Here is a 25,470-nt window from a genome sequence, read left to right as displayed (position 1 = left end):
AGGCAGATTTGTCCGGTGAAATATCAAAAATTCTTGCCCGATTTGGTATATCATATACGGTCAACGGAAAGTGAGTCCCGAAAAACGGAACGGAGGACGGATGACCGGCAGTCGCGGCGCAGAGATCTCGATCAGGGGGCTGGAGAAATCCTTTGGCCTGCTCAAGGCCGTCGACAACGTGTCGATCGACATCCCGAGCGGTGAGTTCCTTGCCCTGCTCGGACCGTCCGGATCCGGCAAGTCGACCGTGCTGATGATGCTTGCCGGATTCGAGGTGCCGACCGGCGGCGCCGTCCTGATCGACGGTACCGACTGTACCCGCCTGCCGCCGCAGAAGCGGAACATCGGGATGGTGTTCCAGCATTATTCCCTGTTCCCGCACATGACCGTGGCCGACAACGTGGCCTTCCCGCTGAAGATGCGCGGCATGGGTCGGGCCGAGCGCCGCCGCCGGGCAGGGGAGGCGCTGGAGGTCGTTCGGCTTGGCGGCTACGGCGACCGGATGCCATCGCAGCTGTCCGGCGGACAGCGCCAGCGGGTCGCCCTGGCCCGCGCCATCGTCTATGAGCCGCGCCTGTTGCTGATGGACGAACCGCTCTCCGCGCTGGACAAGAACCTGCGCGAGGAGATGCAGCTTGAAATCAAGCGGCTGCATTCCGAACTGGGCATCACCGTCGTCTTCGTTACCCACGACCAGGGTGAGGCGCTGACCATGGCGGACCGCATCGCGATCCTGCGCGGCGGACGGATTCAACAGATGTCGCCGGCGCGCGAACTGTATGAACGGCCCGCCAACCTGTTCGCCGCCGGGTTCATCGGCGAGATGAACATGATCCCCGCCGCCTGGGACGGCAGCGCCATGATGCTGTGCCAGTCGGACCGCGTCACCCCGCCTCCCGGTGCCTTCGTGACGACCCCCGCCAATGGCCGCGCCACCCTGGCGATCCGGCCGGAGCGGGTGCAGGTCGGCGCGGCGGAGGCGCCGGGGTCGGTTGGCGCGACGCTGGCAGAGGTCGTCTATGCCGGGGCGGGAACGCTGGTCATCGCGCGGCTGGACGACGGGACGGAACTGCGCGCCCGGGTTCCCTCGGCCGGGCTGCCGCGGCTCTCGCCCGGAGAGCGCATCGGCCTGACCCTGCCACCCGACGCCCTGCTGGTCTACGCGGAGGAGTCCGCCGCATGACCCGGCCCGGCTTCTTCCAGCCGAACGGGCGGCAGCTGTCCTCGGCGGGAATCCTGCTGCTGATGGCCCCGTTCTTCATGCTGATCGGGTTCGCCTTTCTCTACCCGCTGCTCAGCCTGCTGTCCCTGTCGGTGACCGAACCGGAGCCGGGCCTGTCGAACTACGTCCGAATCCTCGACAATCCGCTGTATTTCAAGGTGCTGCTCCGCACGCTCTGGATCGCCGTTCTGGTGTCGGTGCTGGCACTGCTGATGGCCTTTCCGGTGGCCATGGCGATGGTCAGCTCCTCCGGTCCGATGGCCGTATTCATCACCGCCTTCGTGCTGCTGCCCTTCTGGTCATCAGTCCTTGTCCGCACGGCGGCCTGGGCGGTTCTGCTGCAGCGGAACGGCATCGTGAACGACCTGTTGCAGGTGGTCGGCATCACCTCCGAACCGATCCGGCTGCTGTATACGCAGGGGGCGGTGGTGGTCGCGATGACCCATGTGCTGCTGCCCTTCATGGTACTGCCGATCTACGGAGCCCTGCGCAACATCCCGTCCGATTACGACCGCGCCGCCGCGATCTGCGGGGCCGGTCCGCTGCGCCGGTTTGCCGAGGTGACGGTGCCGCTGGCCCTGCCCGGAGTGCTGGGCGGCGTGATCCTCGTCTTCCTGACCGCGCTTGGCTATTTCATCACGCCCGCGCTGCTCGGGTCGCCCAAGGAGATGATGATCGCGACGCTGATCTCGCAGCAGCTGCGGGAATTCCTCGACTGGCCCTTCGCGGCCGCACTGGTCGGGGTGCTGACGCTCTTCGTCACCGCGATCACGCTGGTCTTCAGCAAGGTCTTCCGTTTCGACCGGATGCTCGGAGGTCAGCTGTGAACCCGCGTGCAATCCTCCTGAACGCCTATGTCTACGCGGTGCTGATCTTCATCCTCGCGCCGATCGTGGTGATCCTGCCGATGGCCTTCAGCGAACCCGATTACCTGACCTTCCCGCCCGAGGGCTTCACCTTCGGCTGGTTCGGAGAATTCTTCGGCAATTCCCGCTGGATGAAGGCCACCGGCTTTTCGCTGAAGATCGCGCTTCTGACCGCCGTAACCACCTCGGTTGTCGGCACCATGGCGACCTATGCGCTGATGCGCGGGGCGGGGCGGCTCGGCACGCTGTTTCAGGGCATGCTGATCGCGCCGATCGTGGTGCCGCATATCGCGCTGGCCGTGGCGCTCTACCTGTTTTTCAAGCAGACCGGGCTGTCGAGCACCGTCTTCGGCTATGTGCTGGCGCATTCTGTCATCGCCATGCCCTTCGTTGTCTTCACCGTGGCCGCGGCGCTGAGTTCGGTCGATCCGACGCTGGAGGATGCGGCGATGAGCTGCGGCGCCTCGCGCTTCGACGCCTTCCGGCTGGTGACGCTTCCGCTGGTGCTGCCGAACGTGCTGTCGGGGGGACTGTTCGCCTTCATCCTGTCTTTCGACGAACCGGTGATCTCTTTCTTCCTCGCCGGAATCCGGGACAAGACGCTGCCCCGGATGATGTTCGACGACATCGAACAGAACCTGACGCCGATCATCCCCGCCATCGCCGTCCTGCTCACCGGCATCTCTGTTTTCGTGCTTCTCGCCGCAGCCCTGTTACGACACGCGGCAGCCTCGCGGACCGCATCGTCCCCGGACGGGTGATCCGCAATCCACCACCAAAACCAAGAAAACAGCAACATGGAGACCAGGATGAAACAGACCAGAAAACTGACCGGGATTGCCCTGGCCCTGACGGTTGCGACCGTGGGTCAGGCCGTGCGCGCGGACGAGATCGTCATCGCCACCACCGGCGGGCTGATGCGCAACATGATGGAAGAGTACTTCTACCTTCCCTTCGCCGAGGCCAGCGGGACCGAGGTCATCCCATTCGACATCGAGGTGCCCGACCAGTGGGCGCGGGCCGAGGGCATGGCGCGGACAGGGGACGTGGAATTCGACATCGTCACCGCCACCGGCCCCGACCTTGTTGGGAAGGCCGAGATCCTTGAAACCATTCCCTGCGACGACCTCGCCAACGTCAAGGAATACGCCCTGCCGGGGGCCTGCCAGCCCAAGGGCATCGCCCGGACCACCGGCGGCATGGTGATGACCTACAACACCGACACCTTCGCCGGGAACGAACCCAGGACATGGGCCGATTTCTGGGACACCGAGAAATTCCCCGGACCGCGCGGCCTGCCCGACACCGGTGACCGCGACTGGTGGCTGCCGACCGTGGCGCTGCTGGCCGACGGGGTGGCGAAGGAGGATCTCTATCCGCTCGACCTCGACCGGGCCTATGCGAAGCTGGACGAGATCAAGCCGCATATCGCGGTCTGGTGGAAGACCGGCAACCAGGTGCAGCAGATCATGCGCGACAACGAAGTCGCCATCACGATGAGCTATTCCGGACGCGCCCTGAAGGTGATCCAGGACGGATCGCCCTTTGCCATGGCCTGGGACGGCGCGATCCGGGATACCGGCTATCTCGCAGTGCTGAAGAATTCGCCCAACACCGAAGGCGCGATGAAGTTCATCGACTTCTTCTACGGTTCCGCCGAGGGGCATCCGGGCTTCATCCAGGCGGTCGGCTATGCCACCTCCTCGACCATCGGGCTCAGCCAGTTGCCGGAAGAGGAACAGAAGCTCTACGCCACCTATCCGGCGAACTACGAACTGCTGGTCGATCCGGATTTCGAATGGATCGGCGCGCATCGTGACGAACTGCGCGAGCGCTGGACCAACTGGCTGCTGCAGTAATCCCATCCCTTCGGGCAGGGCGGTCCCCGGGTCGCCCTGCCTGTCCTTCACAGCCGAGACAGGTATCGACCCAGTGACCACCAAAGACGCCAGCACCGACCTCGCGGCCCCGGGCCGGACGATGCGCCGGCGCGGCGTGGAACGCTACAACCTGCTGCTGGATTCCACGGAACGGCTTCTGTCGCGCGATGAGGACGAAGACATCAGCCTCGCCCAGATTGCAGAGGCCGCGGGGGTGTCGCTGGCCTCCGTGTACTACTTCTTTCCGAACCGGAACGCCGTTTACGTCGCGCTCGCGCGGCGCTTCAACGAAGAGATATACCAGCGGTCGATCATCCCGCCGACCGACCCCGAACCCCAGTCCTGGCAGGAGCTGCTGGCGATCAAGCACACCGCCGCCGCCGCCTTTCAGAACAGCCGCCCCGCCGCGCTGCGCCTGTTCCTCGGGGCCGGGGTTTCGGTCGCCGTACGCAATGCCGACTTCGCCGGAAACGCCCGTATCGCGCAAAGCCGCGCGCGGATGCTTGAGGCCTTTTTCGACATCCAGCCACTGCCGATGCTGCCGCACTGGCTGGAGATTTCCGCCGCCGCGATGGACGGGATCTGGGCCCTGTCCTACGGCGCACACGGCCGTATCACCGAGGAATACAGGGAAGAGGGCACCGCCTGCGCCGTCACCTACCTCCGCCGTTTTCTGCCGGAGTTCCTGCCGAGAAAGCCGCTGGAACAGGCCGCGCTCGACCGGATCGAGGTCGCACCGCTGAACCCCTCGGCTCAGGACGACTGGGGCGGACCGGACGCACCGGACGCCCGTTAATCAAGGTTATGTAAACAATTGGCGCAAAGCCGGACGGAACCTGACCGTGGCGGCGGATTTCCCGCTTACCAAGGCCCGTGCCCCCGATGTATGCAGAAACGATGGAAGACCTGCGTTTCAATACGGACGGACAGGCCGGCGATACCGTCGGAGAGATTGCTTATCGGCGGATAAGGTCGCATGTGGTCAACGGGCGGCTCCGGCCCGGCGAGAAGCTCAAGCTGGACCGGATGAAAGAGACATACGGCGCCAGCGTCACCACCCTGCGCGAAATCCTCAACCGGCTTGCGGTGGAGGAACTGGTCAGCGCCGAAGGCCAGCGCGGTTTCCGCGTCAGCGAGGTCAGCGCCGGCGAGCTGCGCGAACTCGGCGCGCTGCGGGCCCTGCTTGAGGCGCATGCGCTCCGGGCGTCGATCGAACGGGGCGATCTGGAATGGGAGGCCTCCGTCGTCGCCGCGCATTACAAGCTGTCGGTGGTGGAGCGCGAGCTGATGGCCCGGCGGCCCGGCGGGGTGGATCGTTGGGTGTCCTGCGACTGGGGCTTTCACAACGCCACGATTGCCGCCTGCGGCCAGCCGGTGCTGCTCAGGACCTACGCCTCGATCTTCGACCGCTTTGCCCGCTATCACATGCTGGCGCTGGATTTCCGGGGTCAGGGTGTGGTGGACGATCATGTCCGCCTGCGCGACCTGGTAATCGGGCGGGACGCGGACGGGGCCATCGCCCTGCTGACCCGGCATATCGAAAGCGGCGTTCAGCATGTCCTCGGCACCGGCCAGTTCGACTGAGACCCGTTGCGGGCGCCGTGGATAACCTTGCCCTCGGGCGCGCGCTTCAATATTGTCTACAATCAACACAACGCTCCGCGCACGCCCGGTGACCGGGTGGCCGGGGGAACAGGCGGGCGACATGGCCAAGATCGAAGCGAAATCTCTGGTGGATGCGGTGACCGAACGGCTGGAGGCCGCGATCATCGGGGGTGAGCTGGCACCGGGCGAACGGCTGCGCGAACAGGTTCTGGCGGCGGAATACGGCATCAGCCGCGGCCCCCTGCGCGAGGCGATCCGGCGGCTGGAAGGGCGGCGGCTGCTGGAGCGGCGGGCGAATATCGGGGTGAGCGTCGTCGAACTCTCCCCCGGTCGCCTGTCGGAACTGCTGAACGTCCGCGAAGCGCTTGAGGGCATGGCCTGCCGTCTTGCCGCGGGATGCATACCGCCCTCCGAGATCGCGGAGCTGCGGGCCATGCTGACTGACCACGCCGCGCATCAGGAGGTCGTCTCGGGCGAGGGCTACTACCAGCAGAGCGGCGATTTCGATTTCCATTTCCGCATCGCCAAGGCGTCGCGCAACGATTATCTGATCTCGATGATCTCGGGCGATCTTTACGACCTGCTGCGCCTGTACCGCTACAAGTCCTCGACCATGTCCGGCCGTGCGGCGGCGGCGCTTGCGGAACATCATGCGATCCTCGATGCGCTGGACGCCGGGGATCCGGACGCCGCGGAAGCGGCCATGCGCACCCATATCCGCAACGCCCGCATCCACGCTCAGCTGGCCATGGAGCGGGCGGAGCGGGAGGCGGCGGCGGGCTGATCGCCCCTATTCGCCGCCGAGCACGGAGACCAGATCCGCCACCGGGGCCGAGGCCAGCCCAAGCACGCGGTCACGGATCGTCATCGCGCGGTCGTCGGATATGGCGAGGCCCGTGTTCTGAAGAAATTTCTCGGTCGTCTCCTCCAGGGTCATGCGGCGTGTCCCCGCCCCGCTGTTCACGGGGACATGCGTCCCGAGCTGGCGGCCATCCTCAAGCGTGACCCGCACGCCGCCGGAGAAATACTCAGGAAACAGCGACTTTGGATCCGCGTGACATGTGCAGCGCCGGGCAAGGGCCTGCACGGTTTCATCCGCGATGGCCGCATCTGTCAGGTCGGGCAGGCCGAACCGCCCCCTGAGCAGGGTGGCGGCGACCACGAAGGGGGCGCTGAACTTGGCCTCGTATTCGTTGCGGGCGTTGCGCTTGTGGTCGATCGGTTCGGCCACGATCTTGAGCGTGTCCTGCGGCAGGGCAATGTCGACCGACCGGATCGCGGCGCCGCCGATCTGCGGGTGCAGCTCCAGCGCCGCATCGGCGGCGCCGTGGATGAAATGGCAGACGGGATAGGGCTTGAGCGCGGTATCTTCCATCATCCACCGCTCTCCCAGTCCTTCGGTCAGAAAGCGGATGTCGACGTCTTTCGCATGGCTGTGCAGATGCGTGTCGAATAGGCCGAACCGCCCCTCGAGCGCGCGGGTCGGGCCGACGAAACCGTGACGCGCGAGGGTCGCGGCGGTGATCCCCCCGGCGGCGGCCCAGCCCGGATGCAGCCGCTTGGTCCAGGCGCCTTCCTCGAGAAACACCTGCACGCCCGAGGCGGTACTGGCCGCGATGCCAAGCGCGCTGACCAGCGCCTCTGCCGGGGCGTGCATAAGGCGTCCTGCGGCAAGCGCGGAACTGAAATGCGCGAGGACCCCGGTCGCATGGAAACCGGTGTGGTGAAACCCGCCCTTCACGGCCGCGCCGAGTCGGATGCAGGTTTCCATCCCGATGCAGAAGGCGGTGAGCGCGTCCCTGCCCGACAGGCCGCGATCTTCTGCCACGGCGAGAACGGCGGGAAGTACGGCGGCGGTCGGATGCACGATGGCCTGAAGGTGCGTGTCGTCGTAATCCAGCCCGTGAATCAGCACCCCGTTCGCCATGGCCGCATCGCGCGGCGCGGCACGGAAGGTCTGGCCGATCACCCGGCACCCCGTCCCGCCACTGAGCTCCCTCACCGCCGCGAGGGTCGGTCCGGCAAAGGGAAAGGTGGTCGAGGCAAGCGCCAGTCCCAGTCCGTCGAGGATGTGGACCAGGGCGCGGTCCAGCACCGGCGTCGGGATATCCTCGAAACGGAGGCGGCTGGCGAAATCGGCCAGCGCCTGTGAGGGGGCGGTGGAGGCGTCGGTCATGTGTACGGTCATTTTCTAGCCCTGCGCCCGCCGCCAGTCGATCAGCCGGGCGATCCCGTCCTCGATGCTGACCTCGGGTTTCCAGCCGATCATCCGCCCGATCTTCCCGATCGAGAAATCAAGCTGGCTGGAGGTCGTCACGCGCACCGCGCCCGCCTTGTCGCCATACTCCGGCGTCACGTCGGATCCGACGATGCCCGCGATGATTTCGAACAGGCGGTTCAGGGTGGTGGCGGTGCCGGTGGCCACGTTGAACGCCTCTGCCGTGACGTCGCTGTCCATGGCCATCAGGTTGGCCCGCGCGACGTCGGCCACATGGATGTAGTCATGCACCTCTGACCCGTCGCCGGGGATCTGCGGCCGCTCTCCCTTCATCAGCTTGTCGTAGGTGTCGATGATGTAAAGCGCGTTGACCCCGCGATAGTGCTGCCGTTCACCGTAGACCGTCGCATAGCGCAGCGACACGGACTGCACCCCGTAGCGGTCGGAATAGAGCCGTCCCAGCTGTTCGCCCATGATCTTGGTCGACCCGTACAGCACGCCCGGAGGCGTCATGGTGTGGAACCGGAAAGGCCGGGTTTCGTCGATCAGACCCGGCTCCGGATCGCCATAGGTCGCGACGGAGGAGGAGAAGATCACCTTCTTCACACCGCGGTAGCGGGCGGCCTCAAGCACGTTGACATGTCCAAGCGCGTTAACGGTGATTCCAAGCTCTGGATTGGCCGAAAACGGCAGGGTCAGAAAGCCGGCGATGGCAAAGATGCCGTCCACGCCATCGAGCGCGTTGTAAAGCTCTCCGACCCGCGTGATGTCGCCGCGCACCAGCCGCACCCGGTCGTCCTTCAGGATATGGCCGATCATGTCCGTGGTGCCGAGAGAATAGTTGTCGAACAGGATCACGCCCTTCGCCCCCTGCTCCAGCAACTGCTCCGTCACGTGGGAGCCGATGAGGCTGATGCCCCCGGTCACCATGAACGTGCCGCCCTTGATCTTCATTGTTCGTCCTCCCGACTTGCCGTGCCGCACGGGGTCGCCGTGCCCGGCAAGGTTTGGCGCGTTCCGGCTTGACTGTCAACTGTCTACACTTTACGAGAGGATCAAACCGAACGAGATGCGGACGGCAGAGGGAGTGAGATGATGAGCGAATACGACGTGATTGTCGTCGGGGCCGGGAACGCGGCGCTTTGCGCGGCCCTGTCCGCGCATGAAAACGGGGCGAAGACGCTGGTTCTGGAACGCGCGCCCTTCGAGGAGCGCGGCGGGAATTCCTATTTCACCGCCGGCGGGTTCCGTTTTGCGCACGAGGGGCTAGAGGATGTCACCGAGGACATCCTGACCGACCTGAGCGAGGAAGAGCGCAACCAGATCATCCTGCCCCCGCACAGCCGCGAATTCTTCATGGACCAGATGCGCGAGGTCACCCGCTACCAGTGCGACGAGGATCTCGCTCAGCTGCTGGTCGACCGGTCGCGCATGACCATGGGCTGGCTGCGCAGCCATTCCATCCGCTTTGTCCCGATGTTCGGACGGCAGAGCTATCTGGTCGACGGCAAGCACCACTTCTATGGCGGCGTGAACATCGAGGCCGTCGGCGGCGGCGCCGGTCTGGTGGAGGCAGAGATCGCGCGCGCCGAGAAGCTGGGGATCGAGATCCGCTATGGTCATGCCGCGATCGGCCTTCTGCAGTCGAACGACCGGACCGTAACCGGTGTGAAGGTCCGCACGAAGGACGGCTATTCCGAGATCAGGGGCAAGGCCGTCATCCTCGCCTGCGGCGGGTTCGAATCGAACCAGCAGTGGCGGGTGCGCTATCTGGGCGTGGGCTGGGATCTCTGCCGGGTGCGGGGCACGCGGCACAACATGGGCGAAGGCATCCAGGCCGCGCTCGACATCGGGGCGAAGCCCTTCGGCAACTGGTCGTCCTGCCATGCCTGCGAATGGGACATTTCGGCCCCGCCCTACGGTGACAGATGGGTCCTGGACAACTTCCAGAAGCATTCCTACCCGCTCGGCATCATGGTCAACACCAACTGCGACCGGTTCGTGGACGAGGGTGCGGACTACCGCAACCTGACCTACGCCAAATACGGGCGCGAGATCATGGCCCAGCCGAACCGTACCGCGATCCAGATCTTCGACCAGCAGACGATCCACCGCCTGCGCGACGAATACCGGATCAAGGAGGTCACCAAGGCCAGCGCCGACACGATCGAGGGGCTGGCGGAACAGTTGGAGCTCGACCCGGCGAAGCTGGCGAAGACGGTGCGGGACTACAACGAGGCCTGCCAGGGCGGCGATTACAATCCCTCGGTGCTCGACGGGGTGACGACAAAAGGGCTGGCGGTGGAAAAGACCAACTGGGCCCTGCCGATCAACCAGCCCCCCTACGAGGCCTATGTCTGCACCACCGGCATCACCTTCACCTTCGGCGGGTTGCAGATCAACACGAAGGGAGAGGTGCAGGACATGACGGACCAGTCGATCCCCGGCCTCTACGCGGCGGGGGAACTCGTCGGCGGACTGTTCTACGAGAACTACCCCGGCGGTACGGGTCTGATGTCGGGCTCCGTCTTCGGGAAACTGGCCGGGGAAAGCGCGGCGGCCTATTGCGGGTCGGGCGCGAGGGTGGCGGAACCGGCGGAGTGACCGGAGGCGCCGCGGCGGTGCGGGTGGTGGGTCTGAAACCCACCCTGCACCCACGTCGGGACCCTGCGTAGGGTGGGTTCACAACGCACCACCCCCGGCACCCGACACGGCTAACCCCTGAAGAATACCGCGCCGCCGAACAGCTTCCGGGCGGTGCGATAGACACTGCCACTCACTGCCTGCGCCCCGCTCAGCTCCGCGTCCACCAGGGTCGAACCCGAGGGATGGGAAATGGTCAGCGGCCCCTCCCCCGCCGCACAGGCGGCATGTGCGACGGTGCCGGGGATCCGCGCGGAGATGGCAAGACAGATCGCGCCGGTGATCGGGACGGCGCGGTGCGGCTGTTCCATCGACAGCATGCGGACCATGATGGACACCCTGTCCGCAGGCAGCATGGCACCGGAGAGCAGGGTCGCGTCGCGGGGCGGGGCGACGATGGCGATCTTCGGAATGCTCTGGATGCCCGCCGCGCCCTCAGGATCCGGGGCCAGCCCCATTCGGACGGACCCGGCACGGCGGATCGACTCCATCGTGCTCAGGAAGGCTTTGTCCCCGGCCAGCAGGTCCGGATGCTCCGCCCCCGTCAGCCCCAGATCGGTGGCGGCAACGAAGACGCAGGGGTTCGCCGCGTCCACAAGGCTGGCGCGGATCACCCGGCCGGCGACGGAGAGGTCATCCACCGCCGCCCCGCTTGGCAGCAGCCGACCGGTCTTCGCCCCGCCGGGGTCGAGGAACTCCAGCCGGATCGGTGCGGCGCTTCCCGCGACGCCGTCGATGGCAAGCGCGCCGTCGGTCTCTGCCTGCCCGGCTCGCACCGGGAAATGACTGACGATGACCTTGGCCGTATTCGTGTTGTGGATGCGGACCCGCGCCATGCCATCCGCCGGGGCGGGCACGAGGCCAAGGTCCAGCGCCGCCGGTCCCATGGCCGCGATCATGTTGCCGCAGTTGCCGCCGTAATCCACCGGCCCCGCACCGACCGGAACCTGCGCAAAGGTGAAGTCCACATCCGCATCCGCCCGCGTCGCGGGCCCGAGAACACAGACCTTGGAGAGAGAGGAGATCCCCCCGCCCATCCCGTCCAGCTGCCGCCCGTTCGGATCCGGAGATCCCATCACGCCAAGCAGGACAGGATCCCAGTCCGCGCGGTCCGGCGGCAGGTCGCCGATCCGGAACACCACCGCCTTTGAGGTGCCGCCGCGCCAGAACGCGGCCGGAATTTCCTGCAGCGGCATGACGGTTCAGGATCCTTCGTATCGGGCGGAGAGCGCGTCGAGACCCGGTTTGCCGACCAGCCGCTGCCGTTCGGAAAAGCTGGCCAGCCGATCCGCGACATGGGTCAGCGAACCGTGTTCGGCCAGCGACCCCAGTACCTCCTGCATTGCCAGCACCGACGCCTGAAGGGCGGCGTTGGCGTAGAGGGCAAAGGCGAACCCGGCCTGCTTCAGCTCCGCATGTTCGATCATGGGCGTCCGGCCCCCGACCACGAGGTTGATGATCTGCGGGGCGGGCAGCGCGGCGATGGCGAGGATCTCTTCCCGGCTTTCCGGCGCTTCGACAAAGATCACGTCGGCGCCGGTCTCGATCATCCGCTGTGCACGGTCCATGGCGGCGCCGAAGCCTTCGACCGCGCGGGCGTCCGTGCGGGCGACGATCAGGGTGTTTTCATCCTGTCGGGCGTCGAGGCAGGCCCGGAGCTTGCCCAGCATCTCCTCTACCGGGACCACGCCCTTGCCTGCGAAATGTCCGCATTTCTTCGGAAACACCTGATCCTCGATCTGGATCGCCGCGGCGCCGGCCCGTTCAAGCCGGCGCACGGTGTGATAGGCGTTCAGCGCGTTGCCGAAACCGGTGTCCATGTCGACGAGAAGCGGCAGTTCGCAGACGTCTGAAATCCGGGTCGTCGCATCCACCAGATCGGAGGCCGTGACGAGCCCGAGGTCCGGCAGCCCGAGCGTCGTATTCGTCAGCCCGGCCCCCGTCAGGTAGACCGCGCCGAAGCCGAGGTCCTGGATGATCCGCGCGGTCAGCGCATTGGCTGCCCCCGGCAGCAGCGTCGCTGACCGTGCGGCGACCTGCGCGCGAAACAGCCTGCGCCGTTCGGCCGGATCTGCGCTGTGCGCGGGCGGCGTGTGTGTGTCAGGCATGAAGGTGATCCCGTTGACTTCGGGACCACTCTGTCCAATCCTCTATTGGATGTCAACTGTTGACACTATAGGATCAGCCTGCATCCCTGCGCTCTTTCGGCAGGGCCCAGAGCAGGGCCTGCGGATCGGCGGCGACCGCCGTCCCGGCCCCGATCATGTCGGCGGTCTGCGCTTCGGAGTATCCGAGTTCGCCCAGAAGCTCCGCCGTATGTTCCCCCAGAAGAGGCGGGGGAAGCGCGTCGGACACCGCGCCGAGCAGCGCGCCGAGCGGCAGGTCCGGCGTCTGGAACTGGTAGCCCGCAAAGCCGAAGTCCGACACCTTCTCCCCCGCCCGCGCCTGTGGCGTGTCCAGCACGCGGTCGAAGGGCAGCACCTCGGTGAACCCGACACCGCCCGCGTCCAGCTGCGCCGCCGCCTCGTCATAGGTGCGGGTAGCGACGGCGCGCGACACGATCTCCTCCACCTCGGGCCGCCGAGCCCGCCGCTGCCGCAGTTGCGACAGGTCCGGGGCTTCGGCGAGGCCAAGCGCGCGACAGAACCTGCGCCAGTGATCGTCGGTCAGCATCACCAGATAAATCCAGCGGCCGTCCCGCGTTTCATAGGCGCCATAGCCGGGGATCGAGAACTCTGCCGACGGTTCCTGCTCAGGCCGTCCCAGCAACTGCGACTTGAGCTGCACGCCAAGGAGGTCGCGCGCCGCAATGTGCAGGCCGGTCTCGTACAGGCCGATGTTGATGTTGCGCCGCTCGGGCGATCCGTCCGACAGGATGGCCGAGAGAATCGCAATCGCCGCGTAACAGCCCGCGAACTGGTCGTGGTAGGACGGTCCGAGCCGGGCCGGACGCCCCTCTGGCCGGTTGTGGTACATCACCCCGGTCGCCGCCTCTGCAATCGGGTTGGAGGCCACCTGGTCCTCCTGCGGTCCGGCGCCGTAGCCAGTTATGTGGCAGAAGATGACGCCGGGATTGTTCGCGTTGCAGTCATCAAAGGTCACGCCAAGCTTCCGCGCGGCCGACGGCGACAGGTTGTGCAGGACGATGTCCGCCCGCGCGATCAGCCGGTGCAACGCCTCCCGCCCCCCGGGCGAGGCCACGTTGAGACACAGGCTGCGCTTGCCGCGGTTGAAGGCGATGTAGCTGCCGCTCGGCCCGCCGCGCACCAGTTTCCGGGTCGTCTCACCCGCCGGCGGTTCGATCTTGATGACCTCCGCGCCCAGTTGATTCAGCAGATGCGCGGCGTAGGGCGCCGCGATCATGCTGCCAAGCTCAACCACGGTCTTCCCGCTGAGCACACCTGTTTTCATGCATTTTTTCCTTCTCGCGTCGGCAGGATTCGCCAGAAATCCCGCCATATTTCGAATTTTGCTTGCCACAACTACAATGCATAATGCATTATCATTAGGTCAAGATCGCAGTTGCACCCCCTGAGGAGGGCGGGAGTTCAAAAACTACTGTAGTGTAGAATGTAGATTGTTGACACTAAGACTTGATAATGCATCATGCCGCCGTCGGGAACAGGCCGACCGGAAAGGCAAGAGACAAGGAAAACTCCAGGGAGGAGAACACATGCTAGACGGAATCTGGAAGGGCGTCGCCGCTGTCGCGCTCCTGATCGGCCCGCTTGCGGATCAGGTCCGCGCCGAAGCGGGAATCGATCTGGAAAACAAGGTCGTGACCATCGGGGCTTTTACGCCCATCACCGGCCCCGTGCCGTTCTACGCCACGCTGACCCATGCGTCGGAAGCCTATTTCAAACGGCTCAACGACTCGGGAGAGGTCGATGGCTGGACCTTCAACTTCATCACCAAGGATGACGGCTACGATCCGGCGCGCAGCGTCGCCGTCGCCCGGTCGCTGGTCGAGGATGACAAGATCTTCGCCCTCGCCGCACCGCTTGGCACGGCCACCAACGTCGCCGTGATTCCCTATGCCAACGAGGTCGGCGTGCCGATCATCGGTCCGGTTGGCGGAGCGAGCCAGTTCTTCGTGGAACCGTCGGTCTTCCCGCTGCTGCCCGATTACGGCTGGTCCGCCGGAGCCTCGGCGGAATACGCGGTCAATGGGCTGGGTCACAAGAAGATCGCCCTGCTCTGGGAAAACGACGAACTCGGCAAATCCGCCAAGCGCGGCTTCGACCTGGTCATGAAGGACCTCGGGATCGAGCCGGTAGAATCCGTGCCCTTCGACGTCAAGACGACGAGCTTCAGCGCGCATATCCGCCGCGTCCAGAATTCGGGGGCGGAGACGGTGATCCTGTACGGGTCCAACGCCAACCTCGCCGCGGCACTCAAGGCTGCCGACCTGCAGGGCGTCGACGTGGCATGGTTCGCGCCGTTCTTCACCGCCGATCCTTCCACGCTCAAGCTGACCGGGGACCTGCTCGAAGGTGTCTACTTCTCCTCCTGGCTGCTGCCGGTGGCGAGTGACGAGCCCGAGATCGTCGCCTATCGGGAAGCGGTCGCGAAGTACTATCCCAAGGATCCCGTCGGCGTGCTTGGCCTGAACGGCTGGAGCAATGCGGCCCTGTTCCACAAGGGGTTCGAGATGCTGCTCGACAGCGGGAAGGAGATCACCCGCGCCAACATGATCGCCGTGATGAACACCATGTCCGACGCGGCCGTCGGCGGCGCGCGGGGCGTGACCTTCATCGAAGGGGATCACCGGGGCACCCGGCAGGAAGGCATCATCCAGTACAAGGACGGCGAATTCGTCCTGGTGCGCGATTTCCAGCCCTACCCCTCGGTAGCCTTCGACGCCGCCGCGGGCAACTGATCCGCATGCCCGCCGGCCACGGGTCGGCGGGCATCTCAACCACATACATTCCGGGGAACCTCATGTCCTTCATCCCAGTCAGCGGCCCTGCGCGCCTTGACGGAAAGATCGCCATCGTGACCGGCGCGGCTGGCGGCATCGGCCGGGCAACGACGCTCGCCCTCGCCGAAGCCGGCGCCACCGTGATCGCCACCGACATCGCTGACAGCGCACAGTTCGGTTCGAACGCGATCACCTACCGCCGCTACGACGTGACCTCGCGCGCCGAAGCCAGGTCGATCATCGCCGAAACACGGGCCGAACATGGCGCGGTCGATGCGCTGATCCTCTGCGCCGGCACGATCTCTCACCGGCATCTGGTGGACTCGACCGATGACGAGTGGCGCTCTATCCTCGACGTGAACCTCATGGGCGTCGTGAACCCGGTGCGCGAGGTGTTTCCGGTCATGGCGGAACAGGGGTTCGGCAAGATCGTCGCGCTTGGCTCCATCGCGTCCAAGATCGGCGGCGTCGCCTCCGGCCCGTCCTACGTGGCGGCGAAATCCGCCGTGCACGGGCTGATGAAATGGGTGGCCAAGAACGGTGCGGACAAGGGGATCTATGCCTCCGTCATTGCGCCCGGTCCGGTCGAAACGCCGATGTGGGAAACCGTGACGCAGCGCGCCGCGCCCTCTCCGAACGGCAGTGTGCCCCTGGGCCGCTTCGGTCAGCCCGAGGACATCGCGCAGGCCATCCTCTTCCTCGCCTCCCCCGCCTCCAACTGGATCACCGGCACCGTTCTCGACGTGAACGGCGGCATGTTGATGGACTGAGCCAATGACAGGGACGGAAACAATCGGATTCATCGGGCTTGGCGTCATGGGCGGGCCGATGTGCCGCAACATCGCGCTGAAGCATCCCGGCCGCGTGCTCTGCTTCGACCTGTCGGACGATGCGCTCGCCGCGCTTTCAGACACCAAGGCAGAACCGATGGACAGCGTGGAGGCGCTGGCCGCATCCGCCGACATCATCTGCCTGTCGCTTCCCGGCGGACCGCAGGTCCTGAAGGTGGCCGAAATCATCGCCGCCTCTGCCCGCCCGGGTGCCGTGGTTGTCGATCTGTCGACCACGACCGTTGGCGACGCCCGCAAGACGGGCGCGCTGCTCGAGGCGACGGGGATCGACTTTGCCGACGCCCCCGTCGCCCGCACCCGCGAGGCCGCGCAGCAGGGCAGGCTGTCCATCATGGTCGGGGCCGATCCCGCGCTTTACGACCGGATCCGCCCGGTGCTCGATTACATGGCCGCCGACGTGACCCATGGCGGGGACATCGGTGCGGGGCAGGTTCTGAAGCTGGTGAACAACATGCTCGTCTTCGCCAACACCGTCGCACTGGCCGAGATGATCGTCCTGGGAGAACGGGCCGGGGTCACGGCGGACACGCTGCTGGACGCGGTGTCGAAGGGGTCGGGCGACAGTTTTGTCCTGCGCAACCATGGCCGCAAGGCGATGGCGCCGCGCGATTTCCCGGACAAGTCCTTCCCGCCGGAATACGTGCTGAAGGACATCTCCTACGTCTTCGACCTGGCCGATGACACCGGCACCGCCCTGCCCGCCGCCGCCGAGGCACGCGCCTATTACCAGGCGGCGGTCGAGCACGGGCTGGGAGGACGCTATTTCCCGGCCGTCATCAGGCTGGTCGAAAACGGAACCTTCGGAGGTGCGCGATGACCGTCTGGGACAGCCTGCTCTACGATCTTTTTCCGCTGATCTGGTCCGGGATGATTACCGGCTGCCTCTATGCGCTCGGCGCGCTCGGGCTGGTGATGATCTTCAAATGTTCCAAGGTGGTGAACTTCAGCCACGGCAATGTGGCCGGACTGACGGCCTTTCTGGTCTACGGCCTGTCGTCGGGCGTGCTGATGTCCTTGTCCTGGGGGGCCGCGGTGCTGGTGGCGATGCTGGCGGCAGTGGCCATCGCCTTCCTGATCTATTCCATCATCTCCCCGGTGGTGTTCGAAAGCGACCTGACCTCGACCATCGCGACGCTCGGCTTCGGGCTGATCGCGCAGGGGGTGACGCTGCTCATGTTCGGGGCGGACATCGTCGCGCTCGACCTGCCGATCCCGCGTTTCGCCTTCTCCGTACTCGGCCTGTTCGTGACCGGCTATGACCTGACCGTGCTGGCCGTGGCGATCGTCACCATCGGCGCCCTGTTCATCGTGATCGACTACACCAAGCTTGGCATCGCCTTCCGCGCGATCTCCGAAAACCCCTTCGCGGCAGAGGTCTGCGGGCTGAACCTGCGCTCCGTGCATTATTTCGCCTGGATCACGGCGGCGATCCTCGGGGTGATCGGGGCGCTGCTGATCGTGCCGACGACCTTTCTGTCGGTGACGACCGTGGCGACCTTCATGCTGCAGGCCTTCGCGGCGGCGGTGATCGGCGGCTTCGCCTCGCTCCCCGGCGCGCTGGTCGGAGGCGTGCTGATCGGCATCCTGATGAACCTCTTCACCTTCTACGTGTCCCCCGAATACTCCTCCACCTTCCTTCTCGGGGTCATCCTGGTGGCGCTGAACATCTTCCCGAACGGTATCCTTCAGAAGGTCGGAGGGTCCCGTGTCTGATCAGGTCTCCCACATGCCATCCCCGCCCTCCGCCCTGTCCCGCCTGTCGGGTCTTGCGACACCCGGGGTCACCGCCGTCGTGCTGGTCACGCTGCTGCTGTTCCTTCCGGCGTTGCTCGGCGGGTCATGGACCTTCACGCTCGGCCTCTGCTTCGCCAATTCCATCGGGGTGCTCGCCGTGTCCCTGCTGGTCCGCTACGGCGGAGAGGTGTCGATCGGGCATACCTTCTTCACTGCGCTCGGGGCCTATTCCGTCGGGGTGCTCGACACGCGCTACGGCATCTCGCTCTGGGCCTCCGTGCCGCTGGCGCTGGTGCTGGGCGTTGCGTTCGGCCTGCTCTTCGCCTGGCCCTCGCGCAACCTGCACGGCATCTACCTTGCCGTCACGACGCTCGCCCTCGCGCTCGCGGTGCCCGAGATGATCAACAATTTCGACGGGCTGACCGGCGGGTACGAGGGCCTCTACGTCGCGACCCCGTTCCTGCCCGGCGTCGACATGGGGGCGCAGCGCTACTACGTCGCGCTCGCGATGCTGGTGCTGGTCTGCTTCGCCGTGGCCCGCCTGCGCCTGTCGCGGCAGGGCATGGCGCTGCTGCTGGCCAAGACGCACCCGGCGGCGGCGGACGCCTTCGGCACCCGCAGGGTCTGGGCGCGGATCTCCGTCATGGGGATCTCGGGCGGGGTCGGCGCGCTCTGCGGGGCAACGCTGGCCTTCTCCGGATCGACCGTGTCTCCGGGCGGCTTCACCTTCTGGCAGGCGATCTTCCTGCTCGTCGGATCGGTGGTCAGCTTCTACGGCCTGTCCCTGCCCCGCGTCCTGATCGGCGGCGCCTTCGTGACGCTGGTGCCGCAACTGCTTTCGGCCTCGGGCGCGTGGATCCCGGTGCTCTACGGACTGGCCCTGCTCGGCATGATCCTGATCGGCCACTACATGCCACGCATCCGCAAGGCACTGAACCGCAACCGGGAGACAGGCTGATGGACCAGATGACAAACGCCCTGCGCGGAGAGGGGATCGCGCTGTCCTTCGGCGGGATCAAGGTGCTCAAGGGTCTGGACGTGGATTTCCGCGCGGGCGAGATCACCGGCCTGATCGGACCGAACGGCGCGGGCAAGACCAGCCTGTTCAACTGCCTGACCGGGGCTTATTCGCCGCAGAAGGGCACGATCAGCTACGCCGGGCAGCCGCTGAACGGCCTGCCTCCCGCCGCCCGCGCGGCCAGGGGGATCGTGCGCAGTTTTCAGCATGTCGCGCTCTGCCCCGACCTGACGGTGCGCGAGAACGTGATGATGGGCCTCGCCCGCACCGGCACGGCGGGATGGCTGTCGGCCTTCCTGCCCCTGCCTCGCGGACGGCAGGAACGGTCGGACATGGCCCGCGCCGCCGACGCCGCTCTGGCCGATCTGGGCCTGCCGGATGTCGGTGACCGGCACCCGGGCGAACTGCCGCCCGGCATGCAGCGGCTGGTCGAGATCGCGCGCGCCGTGGTCGGGAAGCCGTCTGTCCTGATGCTCGACGAACCGGCGGCGGGGCTGAACAACGCGGAAACGCAGGACCTGACCGCCGCCCTGCGAAAGCTGGTCTCGCCCGATCTGGTCATGGTGGTCGTGGAGCATGACATGGATCTCGTCATGTCCATCTGCGACCGGATCTACGTGCTGAACTTCGGGGAATTCGTCGCGGTCGGGTCCCCGGCCGAGGTGCGCAGCAATCCCGACGTGATCCGCATCTACCTGGGGAGCGATGAAGATGAGTGACCTGCTGACCGTCCGCGATCTGAGCGTGGCCTACGGCTCCGGCGCCCCCGCCGTCAAACGGGTGTCCTTCACGGTTGGCGAGGGCGCGGTCGTGGCCCTGCTTGGCGCGAACGGCGCGGGCAAGTCGTCGATCATGAAAGCCATCGCCGGACTGACCCCGGCCTCCGGCACCGTCATGTTCGGCGCGGAGGATCTGGCCGCACTGCCCGCCCGCACCCGCGTTGCCCGCGGCATCGTCTACGTGCCCGAGGGCCGCGAGATCGTCGGGGACCTGACGGTGCGCGAAAACCTGATCCTCGGTGGCTACCAGAAGGCGGCGGCAGAACGGAAGCAGCGCATGGCCATGGTGCTCGACCTGTTCCCGGAGATCGCGGAAAAGGCGGACCGGCAGGCCTGGCGGCTGTCGGGCGGCGAACAGCAGATGCTGGCGATCGGGCGCGGTCTGGTGGCGAACCCGCGGCTGCTGCTGCTCGACGAACCCTCGCTCGGCCTCGCCCCGCTGCTGGTGCGCCGCGTCTTCGACCGGCTCGCCGTGATCCGGCGCGAAACCGATCTCGCCATCGTGCTAGTGGAGCAGAACCTCGCCGTGACCATGCGGCTCTGCGATGACCTGCATTTCCTGCGCGGCGGCCGCATCGTCGGCCAGCGCAGCGCGGCAGAGCTCAAGGACAAGGCGGCCCGGCAGGAGGCGATCGACGCCTACCTCGGCGCCGCAGCCTGAGGAGCCGCCATGAAGACCTGGGAGATCTACGCGATCCGCCATGCCACGAACGACACCCGCACGCGGGGTGTGAACTTCATCGCGGACAGGGACCCGACCGCGCCCCTGACGCTCGACTTCTTTTGCTGGGTGCTGAAATCGGGGGAGGAAATCATCGTCGTCGACACCGGGCTTGACCCGGCGAAAGGCGGGAAAAACGGCCACCGCCAGGTGATGAGCCCGCCGGAGGGCTGGGCCGCGCTCGGCATCGATCCGGCTGAGGTCGAAACCGTCGTGCTGACCCACGCCCATTACGACCACCTCGGCTATCTCGACGCCCTGCCGAACGCCCGTTTCCTGATGCAGGCCGAGGAAATGGCCTATGTCACCGGCCCGTGGATGGAGAAACCCGCCTTCCGCCACGCCTACTGGCCGGACGAGATCGCGCGGCTGGTGCATCTTCTCCACGACGACCGCCTGCACCTGCACGGCCGCACCCATGAGGTCGCCGAAGGCGTCACCGCCCACTGGACCGGCGGCCACTGCGCGGGGCAGGAGGTGCTGCGGATCCATACGAAACGGGGCTGGGTCGTCCTCGCCTCCGACGCGCTGCACTATTACGAGGAATACGAACGCGGCGTCCCCTTCGCCATTGCGTTCAGCATCGGCGACATGCTCGCCGCGCACGACCTGATCCGCGACCTCGCCGACAGCGACGACCATGTCCTCCCGGCCCATGATCCGCGGCTGCTCGATCTCTACCCGAGCCTGCCGGGACATGAGGGATCGATCCTCCGGCTCGACGTGGCGCCGCACGGTTAGGTAGTTTTGCGGACTGGCCTCGCGCGCGCGTCCGGCTAGACTGGCCCGAAAGTCACAGGAGGAGAGTCGCATGCAACCCTGCATCACGGGATGGGGCCACACCAAGTTCGGCGCGCTGAAGGAAGACCGGCTCGAGGACCTTATCCTCGCCGCCGCGCGCGAGGCGCTGGATCACGCGGGCATCACGCCCAAGGACGTGGACGGCGTCTGGCTCGGTCATTTCAACTCCGGCATGGTGCCGGACGGTTTTGCCTCCTCGCTGGTGCTGGGGCTGGACGACGACATGCGCTTCATCCCGGCGACGCGCTGCGAAAACGCCTGCGCCTCCGGCTCCGCCGCCATCTATTCCGCGCTGAACGCCATCCGCGCCGGAGAGGCCAAGATCGCGCTGGTCGTCGGGGTCGAGAAGATGACCGAACTTGACACCGCCGGCGTGACCAAGGCGCTGGCGGGCGCGTCCTACCAGAAAGAGGAATCCGGCGTCTCCTTCCCGCAGATCTTCGGGCGCGTCGCCGCCGGGTACTTCCAGAACTTCGGCGACCAGTCGGAAACGCTGGCCCGGATCGCGGTGAAGAACCACGCCAACGCGCTGTCCAACCCGCTGGCGCATATGCAGAAAAACGTCAGCTTCGATTTCGCCAACACGGTATCGGAAAAGAACCCGATGATCGCCGCGCCGCTGCGCATGACCGACTGTTCGCTGATCACCGACGGCGCCGCCGCGCTGGTCATCGTCGCGCCGGAACTGGCGGCGGACTTCCCACAGGCCGTGACCTTCCGCGCCGCGCGGCAGGTGAACGACATCATGCCCATGTCCCGCCGCGACATGACCGAACTGACCGGCCCGCGCGTCGCGTTTGAACGCGCCTATGCCGATGCCGGGGTGAGCGTCGCGGACATCGGTTTTGCCGAGGTGCATGACTGCTTCACCATCGCCGAATTGATGATCTACGAGGCCATGGGCCTGAAACCCAAGGGAAAGGGTGCCGAGGCTGTGAAGGACGGCACCGTGATGAAGGGCGGGAAACTGCCCGTGAACCTGTCGGGCGGGCTGAAGGCCAAGGGGCATCCCGTGGGCGCGACTGGCGTGTCGATGCATGTCATGGCCGCGCGTCAGGTCACGGGCACGGCGGACGAGATGCAGGCCGAGAACACCGACCTCGGGCTGGTGTTCAACATGGGCGGATCTGGCGTGGCCAACTACTGCTCCATCCTCGAAGCGGTGAAATGAACCCCGCCGAATGGCTGGCCCGCACCGCGCGGGCCCGCCCACGGGCTCCGGCGCTCCTCAGCGGGCCGGAATTGGTCTGCGACTATGCCGGATTTGCCGCGCGCGCCGGGTCCATTGCGGCCGCGCTCTCCGCGCGGGGCATCGGCGCGGGCGACCGGGTGGCGATCTTCCTGCCAAACTCCGTCGACTACCTGCCGATCTTCTACGGCATCCTCTGGGCCGGGGCCTGCGCCGTGCCGGTCAACGGCAAGCTGCATGTGAAAGAAGCCGCCTGGATCGTTGCCCATTCCTCCTCCCGGCTGGTCTTTGCCAAGGATCCCGGCGCGCTGACAGGGACCGGCGACATCGGCGCGACCCCCTGCCTGTCGCCTGCGGATCCGGAGTTTGCGGCGATGCTGGCCTCCCCGCCGATGCCCCGCCCGGTTGCGATGGCGGGCGATACCCCGGCCTGGCTCTTCTACACCTCCGGCACCACAGGGCGGCCCAAGGGGGCGGAGTTGACAGCTGGCAACCTCATGGCGGCCTCGCTCTCCTACCTTGCGGATGTGGACGACGTCGCGGCGGAGGATGCCGCGCTTTACGCCGCGCCGATGTCGCATGGCGCGGGGCTCTACAACTTCATCCACGTCCAGCGCGGCGCGCGGCATGTGATCCCCGAAAGCGGCGGCTTCGACCCGGGCGAGATCCTGTCGCTGGCCCGCGACCTGCGCAACATCTCCATGTTCGCCGCCCCGACGATGGTAAAGCGGCTGGTGGACCGGGCGCGGGCCGAGGGGTCGGATGGCGACGGCATCAAGACCATCGTCTATGGCGGGGGCCCGATGTACGTGGCCGACATCAAGGCCGCGCTCGACGTCTTCGGTCCGAAGTTCGTGCAGATCTACGGGCAGGGAGAGGCGCCGATGACCATCACGGCGCTGTCCCGCGCCGACATCGCCGACAGGGCGCATCCGGACTGGGACAGGCGGCTCGCCTCTGTCGGTCGGGCGCATTCGGTGGCGGAGGTGCGCATCGTCGACGACAGCGGCACCCCCCTCCCCCCCGGCGAGATCGGGGAGATCGTGGTGCGCGGTCCGCAGGTCATGACCGGCTACCTCGACAACCCGGAGGCCAATGCCAAGGCGATCCGCGACGGATGGCTCTGGACCGGCGACATGGGCCAGCTGGACGACAGCGGTTACCTGACGCTGCACGACCGGGCCAAGGACCTCGTGATCTCCGGCGGATCCAACATCTACCCGCGCGAGGTTGAAGAGGTGCTGCTGACCCATCCCGGCGTGCAGGAGGTGTCGGTCGTCGGCGCCCCGGACCCGGAATGGGGCGAGATCGTCGTCGCCTTTGTCGTCGCCGGAGACACGGCCCCGGACCCGGCAGAGCTTGACGCTGTCTGCGTCGCGCAGATCGCCCGGTTCAAGAAGCCGAAGCGCTATGTCTTCCTGCCCGACCTGCCCAAGAACAACTATGGCAAGGTGCTGAAAACCGACCTCCGGGCGCGGCTGGCGGCGGAACAGGACGCCTGACCCGGGGGCGGCCGGTTCCGCTAAGCCCCTGATAACAGGCAAACTGAAAACGTTTCCACCCGTGCCCCCTTGCACCCCGCGGCGCCATGCGCGAAGAAAGGGGAAATCCATGCGATCCGCATCTATCCGGATCGCGCCCGCAAGGTCCGCATCCCATGCCCCGCCTCGGCTTCAGCCGCATCTTCCAGGTTCTCGGCCAGCGCAACTACGGCCTGTTCACGCTTGGTAATTCGCTCAGCCTGATCGGCACGTGGATGCAGCGCATCGCCTCTGGCTGGCTGGCCTGGACCCTGACGGAGAGCGCGACCTGGGTCGGTGCCATCGCCTTTGCCGACCTGTTCCCCTGCGTCCTGCTTGGCCCGTTTTCCGGCGCGGCGGCGGACAGGTGGGACCGGCTGAAGATCATGCGGATCGGGCAGTGGCTGGGGCTGGCGCAGGCGCTGCTGCTCTGCCTGCTCTACCAGACCGGGTATCTGGGCATCTGGCCGCTGTTCCTCATCACCCTGTTCATGGGCACGGTCACCGGGTTCCTGCAGCCGTTCCGGCTGGCCATCACCTCGGGTCTTGTCACGACGGAATGGCTGAACACGGCGATCGCGATCAACTCCGTCACCTTCAACCTCGCCCGGTTTCTCGGCCCGGCTGCGGCGGGGCTGTTCATCGCGCTCGGGGGACTGGGGTTCACCTATGCGCTGAACGCCGTGTCGTTCGTGATCTTTGCCGTCACGCTGAGCGTCGTTCGGCTGCACAACACCACGCGCCGGCCAAGCACCGGCAGCTTCCTGCACGACACGGCCGTCGGTATACGACATGCGGTATCCACGCCGGGGGTGAACGCGCTGCTGCTGATCACCGTGTCCTCAGGCATCCTCGTCCGCCCGGTGGTGGAGCTTCTGCCGGGCTGGGCCGCGCGGGTCTTTCACGGCACGTCGGGAGATTTCGCCGCGCTGACCTCCGCCTTCGGGATCGGGGCGGTGATGGGCGGGCTCTGGCTGGCGTCGCGCGGATCGGCGCGGGGGCTGGCGGCGATCATGCTCGGCTCGCAGATCGCGATGTGCCTCGTGCTGCTGCTGTTCGCGAGTTCGTGGGAGATCTGGATGGCGCTGCCGCTGGCGATGCTCATTGGAGCGGCCATGGTGATCGGAGCGATTTCGGCGCAGACGCTGACACAGATGATCGTGACGGACGACCTGCGCGGCCGGGTGCTGGGGATCTGGGGGCTGACGATCCGGGGCTCTCCGGCGGTTGGCGCGCTGATGATGGGCGCGGCCTCGGATGTCTGGGGGATGCGGCTGCCGCTGATCGTCGGGGTCGTGCTGGTCCTTGGCCTGCTCGGGTACTACGCGACGCGGTTCGACCGGCTGAAGGGGGCGCTGGAGGACGGGCTTTAGGCTTCGGCCCGGTGACCCCGTCGCTGTCTCTGACCCCCTCCCCCTGAAGGGCGAGGGAGGTGCTCCGGAACAGCCGCCCCGCAATGCACCGGCACGGAATCAAGGGCCGCAGGCCCGCCGTGCCAGCGC

24 protein-coding genes are annotated in these 25,470 nt (G+C 66.5%); 19 read left to right on the top strand and 5 right to left on the bottom strand.

Annotation, left to right across the window (positions count from 1 at the left end; translation table 11 throughout):
* The first annotated feature begins 100 nt into the window (after window positions 1-100).
* The 7 genes from IEV87_RS21355 to IEV87_RS21325 all read left to right on the top strand — a co-directional run bounded on the left by IEV87_RS21355 (window position 101) and on the right by IEV87_RS21325 (window position 6,357).
* The gene (locus IEV87_RS21355; protein WP_188479757.1) at window positions 101-1,183 is read left to right on the top strand and encodes an ABC transporter ATP-binding protein; all 1,083 of its coding nucleotides are present in this window, start codon (window positions 101-103) and stop codon (window positions 1,181-1,183) included.
* A complete protein-coding gene (locus IEV87_RS21350; RefSeq protein WP_188479756.1) occupies window positions 1,180-2,049 on the top strand; it encodes an ABC transporter permease in 870 nt (289 codons plus the stop codon). Before IEV87_RS21355 ends, IEV87_RS21350 begins: the two co-directional genes overlap by 4 nt.
* On the top strand, window positions 2,046-2,849 hold the full coding sequence (locus IEV87_RS21345; protein ID WP_188479755.1) for an ABC transporter permease: 804 nt from the start codon (window positions 2,046-2,048) through the stop codon (window positions 2,847-2,849). Before IEV87_RS21350 ends, IEV87_RS21345 begins: the two co-directional genes overlap by 4 nt.
* Before the next feature lie 48 nt (window positions 2,850-2,897).
* On the top strand, window positions 2,898-3,947 hold the full coding sequence (locus IEV87_RS21340; protein WP_188479754.1) for an extracellular solute-binding protein: 1,050 nt from the start codon (window positions 2,898-2,900) through the stop codon (window positions 3,945-3,947).
* Between the two features lie 73 nt (window positions 3,948-4,020).
* Window positions 4,021-4,764 (top strand): TetR/AcrR family transcriptional regulator, encoded by a 744-nt coding sequence (locus IEV87_RS21335; protein WP_188479753.1) that lies wholly within the window; start codon window positions 4,021-4,023, stop codon window positions 4,762-4,764.
* A gap of 101 nt (window positions 4,765-4,865) precedes the next feature.
* Entirely contained in the window at window positions 4,866-5,552 is a 687-nt protein-coding gene (locus tag IEV87_RS21330) for a GntR family transcriptional regulator (protein ID WP_188479752.1), read from the top strand.
* A gap of 121 nt (window positions 5,553-5,673) precedes the next feature.
* Window positions 5,674-6,357: a GntR family transcriptional regulator gene (locus IEV87_RS21325; protein ID WP_188479751.1), complete on the top strand. Its 684-nt coding sequence runs from the start codon at window positions 5,674-5,676 to the stop codon at window positions 6,355-6,357.
* Between the two features lie 6 nt (window positions 6,358-6,363).
* Here the strand turns inward: IEV87_RS21325 and IEV87_RS21320 are convergent, their stop codons facing one another.
* Complete coding sequence (locus IEV87_RS21320; protein WP_188479750.1) at window positions 6,364-7,761, bottom strand: MmgE/PrpD family protein; 1,398 nt, start codon at window positions 7,759-7,761, stop codon at window positions 6,364-6,366.
* Window positions 7,762-7,764: 3 nt separating this feature from the next.
* Window positions 7,765-8,745 carry an NAD-dependent epimerase/dehydratase family protein gene (locus IEV87_RS21315; RefSeq protein ID WP_188479749.1) on the bottom strand — a complete coding sequence of 327 codons (981 nt, stop codon included), beginning with the start codon at window positions 8,743-8,745 and terminating at the stop codon, window positions 7,765-7,767.
* Window positions 8,746-8,886: 141 nt separating this feature from the next.
* On the opposite strand from IEV87_RS21315, the gene tcuA reads away from it, so the two are divergent.
* Window positions 8,887-10,395, top strand: coding sequence for an FAD-dependent tricarballylate dehydrogenase TcuA (gene tcuA, locus IEV87_RS21310; RefSeq protein WP_188479748.1), 1,509 nt, complete (start codon window positions 8,887-8,889; stop codon window positions 10,393-10,395).
* A 110-nt stretch (window positions 10,396-10,505) separates the two neighbouring features.
* Here tcuA and IEV87_RS21305 read toward each other — a convergent pair whose 3' ends face one another.
* The 3 genes from IEV87_RS21305 to IEV87_RS21295 all read right to left on the bottom strand — a co-directional run bounded on the left by IEV87_RS21305 (window position 10,506) and on the right by IEV87_RS21295 (window position 13,845).
* Entirely contained in the window at window positions 10,506-11,630 is a 1,125-nt protein-coding gene (locus tag IEV87_RS21305) for a 2-methylaconitate cis-trans isomerase PrpF family protein (protein ID WP_188479747.1), read from the bottom strand.
* 6 nt (window positions 11,631-11,636) lie between these two features.
* Complete coding sequence (locus tag IEV87_RS21300; RefSeq protein WP_188479746.1) at window positions 11,637-12,542, bottom strand: isocitrate lyase/PEP mutase family protein; 906 nt, start codon at window positions 12,540-12,542, stop codon at window positions 11,637-11,639.
* A 73-nt stretch (window positions 12,543-12,615) separates the two neighbouring features.
* A complete protein-coding gene (locus IEV87_RS21295) occupies window positions 12,616-13,845 on the bottom strand; it encodes a CaiB/BaiF CoA transferase family protein (protein ID WP_188479745.1) in 1,230 nt (409 codons plus the stop codon).
* Window positions 13,846-14,107: 262 nt separating this feature from the next.
* On the opposite strand from IEV87_RS21295, the gene IEV87_RS21290 reads away from it, so the two are divergent.
* From IEV87_RS21290 to IEV87_RS21240, 11 genes are all read left to right on the top strand, one after another.
* Complete coding sequence (locus IEV87_RS21290) at window positions 14,108-15,313, top strand: ABC transporter substrate-binding protein (protein ID WP_188479744.1); 1,206 nt, start codon at window positions 14,108-14,110, stop codon at window positions 15,311-15,313.
* Between the two features lie 62 nt (window positions 15,314-15,375).
* Window positions 15,376-16,125 (top strand): SDR family NAD(P)-dependent oxidoreductase, encoded by a 750-nt coding sequence (locus IEV87_RS21285; RefSeq protein WP_188479743.1) that lies wholly within the window; start codon window positions 15,376-15,378, stop codon window positions 16,123-16,125.
* A gap of 4 nt (window positions 16,126-16,129) precedes the next feature.
* Complete coding sequence (locus tag IEV87_RS21280; RefSeq protein ID WP_188479742.1) at window positions 16,130-17,023, top strand: NAD(P)-dependent oxidoreductase; 894 nt, start codon at window positions 16,130-16,132, stop codon at window positions 17,021-17,023.
* Window positions 17,020-17,919, top strand: a complete 900-nt coding sequence (locus IEV87_RS21275) for a branched-chain amino acid ABC transporter permease (protein WP_188479741.1) — start codon at window positions 17,020-17,022, stop codon at window positions 17,917-17,919. The genes IEV87_RS21280 and IEV87_RS21275 overlap by 4 nt, the downstream gene beginning before the upstream one ends.
* Entirely contained in the window at window positions 17,912-18,898 is a 987-nt protein-coding gene (locus IEV87_RS21270) for a branched-chain amino acid ABC transporter permease (RefSeq protein ID WP_229737758.1), read from the top strand. The genes IEV87_RS21275 and IEV87_RS21270 overlap by 8 nt, the downstream gene beginning before the upstream one ends.
* Window positions 18,898-19,677: an ABC transporter ATP-binding protein gene (locus IEV87_RS21265; protein ID WP_188479740.1), complete on the top strand. Its 780-nt coding sequence runs from the start codon at window positions 18,898-18,900 to the stop codon at window positions 19,675-19,677. The genes IEV87_RS21270 and IEV87_RS21265 overlap by 1 nt, the downstream gene beginning before the upstream one ends.
* Window positions 19,670-20,398, top strand: coding sequence for an ABC transporter ATP-binding protein (locus IEV87_RS21260; protein WP_188479739.1), 729 nt, complete (start codon window positions 19,670-19,672; stop codon window positions 20,396-20,398). The genes IEV87_RS21265 and IEV87_RS21260 overlap by 8 nt, the downstream gene beginning before the upstream one ends.
* Window positions 20,399-20,407: 9 nt before the next feature.
* Window positions 20,408-21,199, top strand: coding sequence for an N-acyl homoserine lactonase family protein (locus IEV87_RS21255; protein WP_188479738.1), 792 nt, complete (start codon window positions 20,408-20,410; stop codon window positions 21,197-21,199).
* Between the two features lie 70 nt (window positions 21,200-21,269).
* Window positions 21,270-22,430, top strand: a complete 1,161-nt coding sequence (locus IEV87_RS21250) for an acetyl-CoA acetyltransferase (RefSeq protein WP_188479737.1) — start codon at window positions 21,270-21,272, stop codon at window positions 22,428-22,430.
* Entirely contained in the window at window positions 22,427-23,950 is a 1,524-nt protein-coding gene (locus IEV87_RS21245) for an AMP-binding protein (RefSeq protein ID WP_188479736.1), read from the top strand. Before IEV87_RS21250 ends, IEV87_RS21245 begins: the two co-directional genes overlap by 4 nt.
* Window positions 23,951-24,105: 155 nt before the next feature.
* A complete protein-coding gene (locus tag IEV87_RS21240; RefSeq protein WP_188479735.1) occupies window positions 24,106-25,341 on the top strand; it encodes an MFS transporter in 1,236 nt (411 codons plus the stop codon).
* Window positions 25,342-25,470: the final 129 nt, after the last annotated feature.

Source organism: Primorskyibacter flagellatus (assembly GCF_014638275.1).
Taxonomy (GTDB): Bacteria; Pseudomonadota; Alphaproteobacteria; order Rhodobacterales; family Rhodobacteraceae; genus Pseudooceanicola; species Pseudooceanicola flagellatus_A.
The sequence above is the reverse complement of the archived record's forward strand: the minus strand, read 5'-3'. Positions and strand labels throughout refer to the sequence as shown.

What these genes read in the sequence shown, in the direction of transcription:
- IEV87_RS21355 (WP_188479757.1), top strand. Translation starts at nt 101, where the DNA reads ATGACCGGCAGTCGCGGCGCAGAGATCTCGATCAGGGGGCTGGAGAAA.
- IEV87_RS21350 (WP_188479756.1), top strand. Translation starts at nt 1,180, where the DNA reads ATGACCCGGCCCGGCTTCTTCCAGCCGAACGGGCGGCAGCTGTCCTCG.
- IEV87_RS21340 (WP_188479754.1), top strand. Translation starts at nt 2,898, where the DNA reads ATGAAACAGACCAGAAAACTGACCGGGATTGCCCTGGCCCTGACGGTT.
- IEV87_RS21330 (WP_188479752.1), top strand. Translation starts at nt 4,866, where the DNA reads ATGGAAGACCTGCGTTTCAATACGGACGGACAGGCCGGCGATACCGTC.
- IEV87_RS21325 (WP_188479751.1), top strand. Translation starts at nt 5,674, where the DNA reads ATGGCCAAGATCGAAGCGAAATCTCTGGTGGATGCGGTGACCGAACGG.
- IEV87_RS21320 (WP_188479750.1), bottom strand. Translation starts at nt 7,761, where the DNA reads ATGACCGTACACATGACCGACGCCTCCACCGCCCCCTCACAGGCGCTG.
- IEV87_RS21315 (WP_188479749.1), bottom strand. Translation starts at nt 8,745, where the DNA reads ATGAAGATCAAGGGCGGCACGTTCATGGTGACCGGGGGCATCAGCCTC.
- tcuA (WP_188479748.1), top strand. Translation starts at nt 8,887, where the DNA reads ATGAGCGAATACGACGTGATTGTCGTCGGGGCCGGGAACGCGGCGCTT.
- IEV87_RS21305 (WP_188479747.1), bottom strand. Translation starts at nt 11,630, where the DNA reads ATGCCGCTGCAGGAAATTCCGGCCGCGTTCTGGCGCGGCGGCACCTCA.
- IEV87_RS21300 (WP_188479746.1), bottom strand. Translation starts at nt 12,542, where the DNA reads ATGCCTGACACACACACGCCGCCCGCGCACAGCGCAGATCCGGCCGAA.
- IEV87_RS21295 (WP_188479745.1), bottom strand. Translation starts at nt 13,845, where the DNA reads ATGAAAACAGGTGTGCTCAGCGGGAAGACCGTGGTTGAGCTTGGCAGC.
- IEV87_RS21290 (WP_188479744.1), top strand. Translation starts at nt 14,108, where the DNA reads ATGCTAGACGGAATCTGGAAGGGCGTCGCCGCTGTCGCGCTCCTGATC.
- IEV87_RS21285 (WP_188479743.1), top strand. Translation starts at nt 15,376, where the DNA reads ATGTCCTTCATCCCAGTCAGCGGCCCTGCGCGCCTTGACGGAAAGATC.
- IEV87_RS21280 (WP_188479742.1), top strand. Translation starts at nt 16,130, where the DNA reads ATGACAGGGACGGAAACAATCGGATTCATCGGGCTTGGCGTCATGGGC.
- IEV87_RS21275 (WP_188479741.1), top strand. Translation starts at nt 17,020, where the DNA reads ATGACCGTCTGGGACAGCCTGCTCTACGATCTTTTTCCGCTGATCTGG.
- IEV87_RS21265 (WP_188479740.1), top strand. Translation starts at nt 18,898, where the DNA reads ATGGACCAGATGACAAACGCCCTGCGCGGAGAGGGGATCGCGCTGTCC.
- IEV87_RS21260 (WP_188479739.1), top strand. Translation starts at nt 19,670, where the DNA reads ATGAGTGACCTGCTGACCGTCCGCGATCTGAGCGTGGCCTACGGCTCC.
- IEV87_RS21255 (WP_188479738.1), top strand. Translation starts at nt 20,408, where the DNA reads ATGAAGACCTGGGAGATCTACGCGATCCGCCATGCCACGAACGACACC.
- IEV87_RS21250 (WP_188479737.1), top strand. Translation starts at nt 21,270, where the DNA reads ATGCAACCCTGCATCACGGGATGGGGCCACACCAAGTTCGGCGCGCTG.
- IEV87_RS21245 (WP_188479736.1), top strand. Translation starts at nt 22,427, where the DNA reads ATGAACCCCGCCGAATGGCTGGCCCGCACCGCGCGGGCCCGCCCACGG.
- IEV87_RS21240 (WP_188479735.1), top strand. Translation starts at nt 24,106, where the DNA reads ATGCCCCGCCTCGGCTTCAGCCGCATCTTCCAGGTTCTCGGCCAGCGC.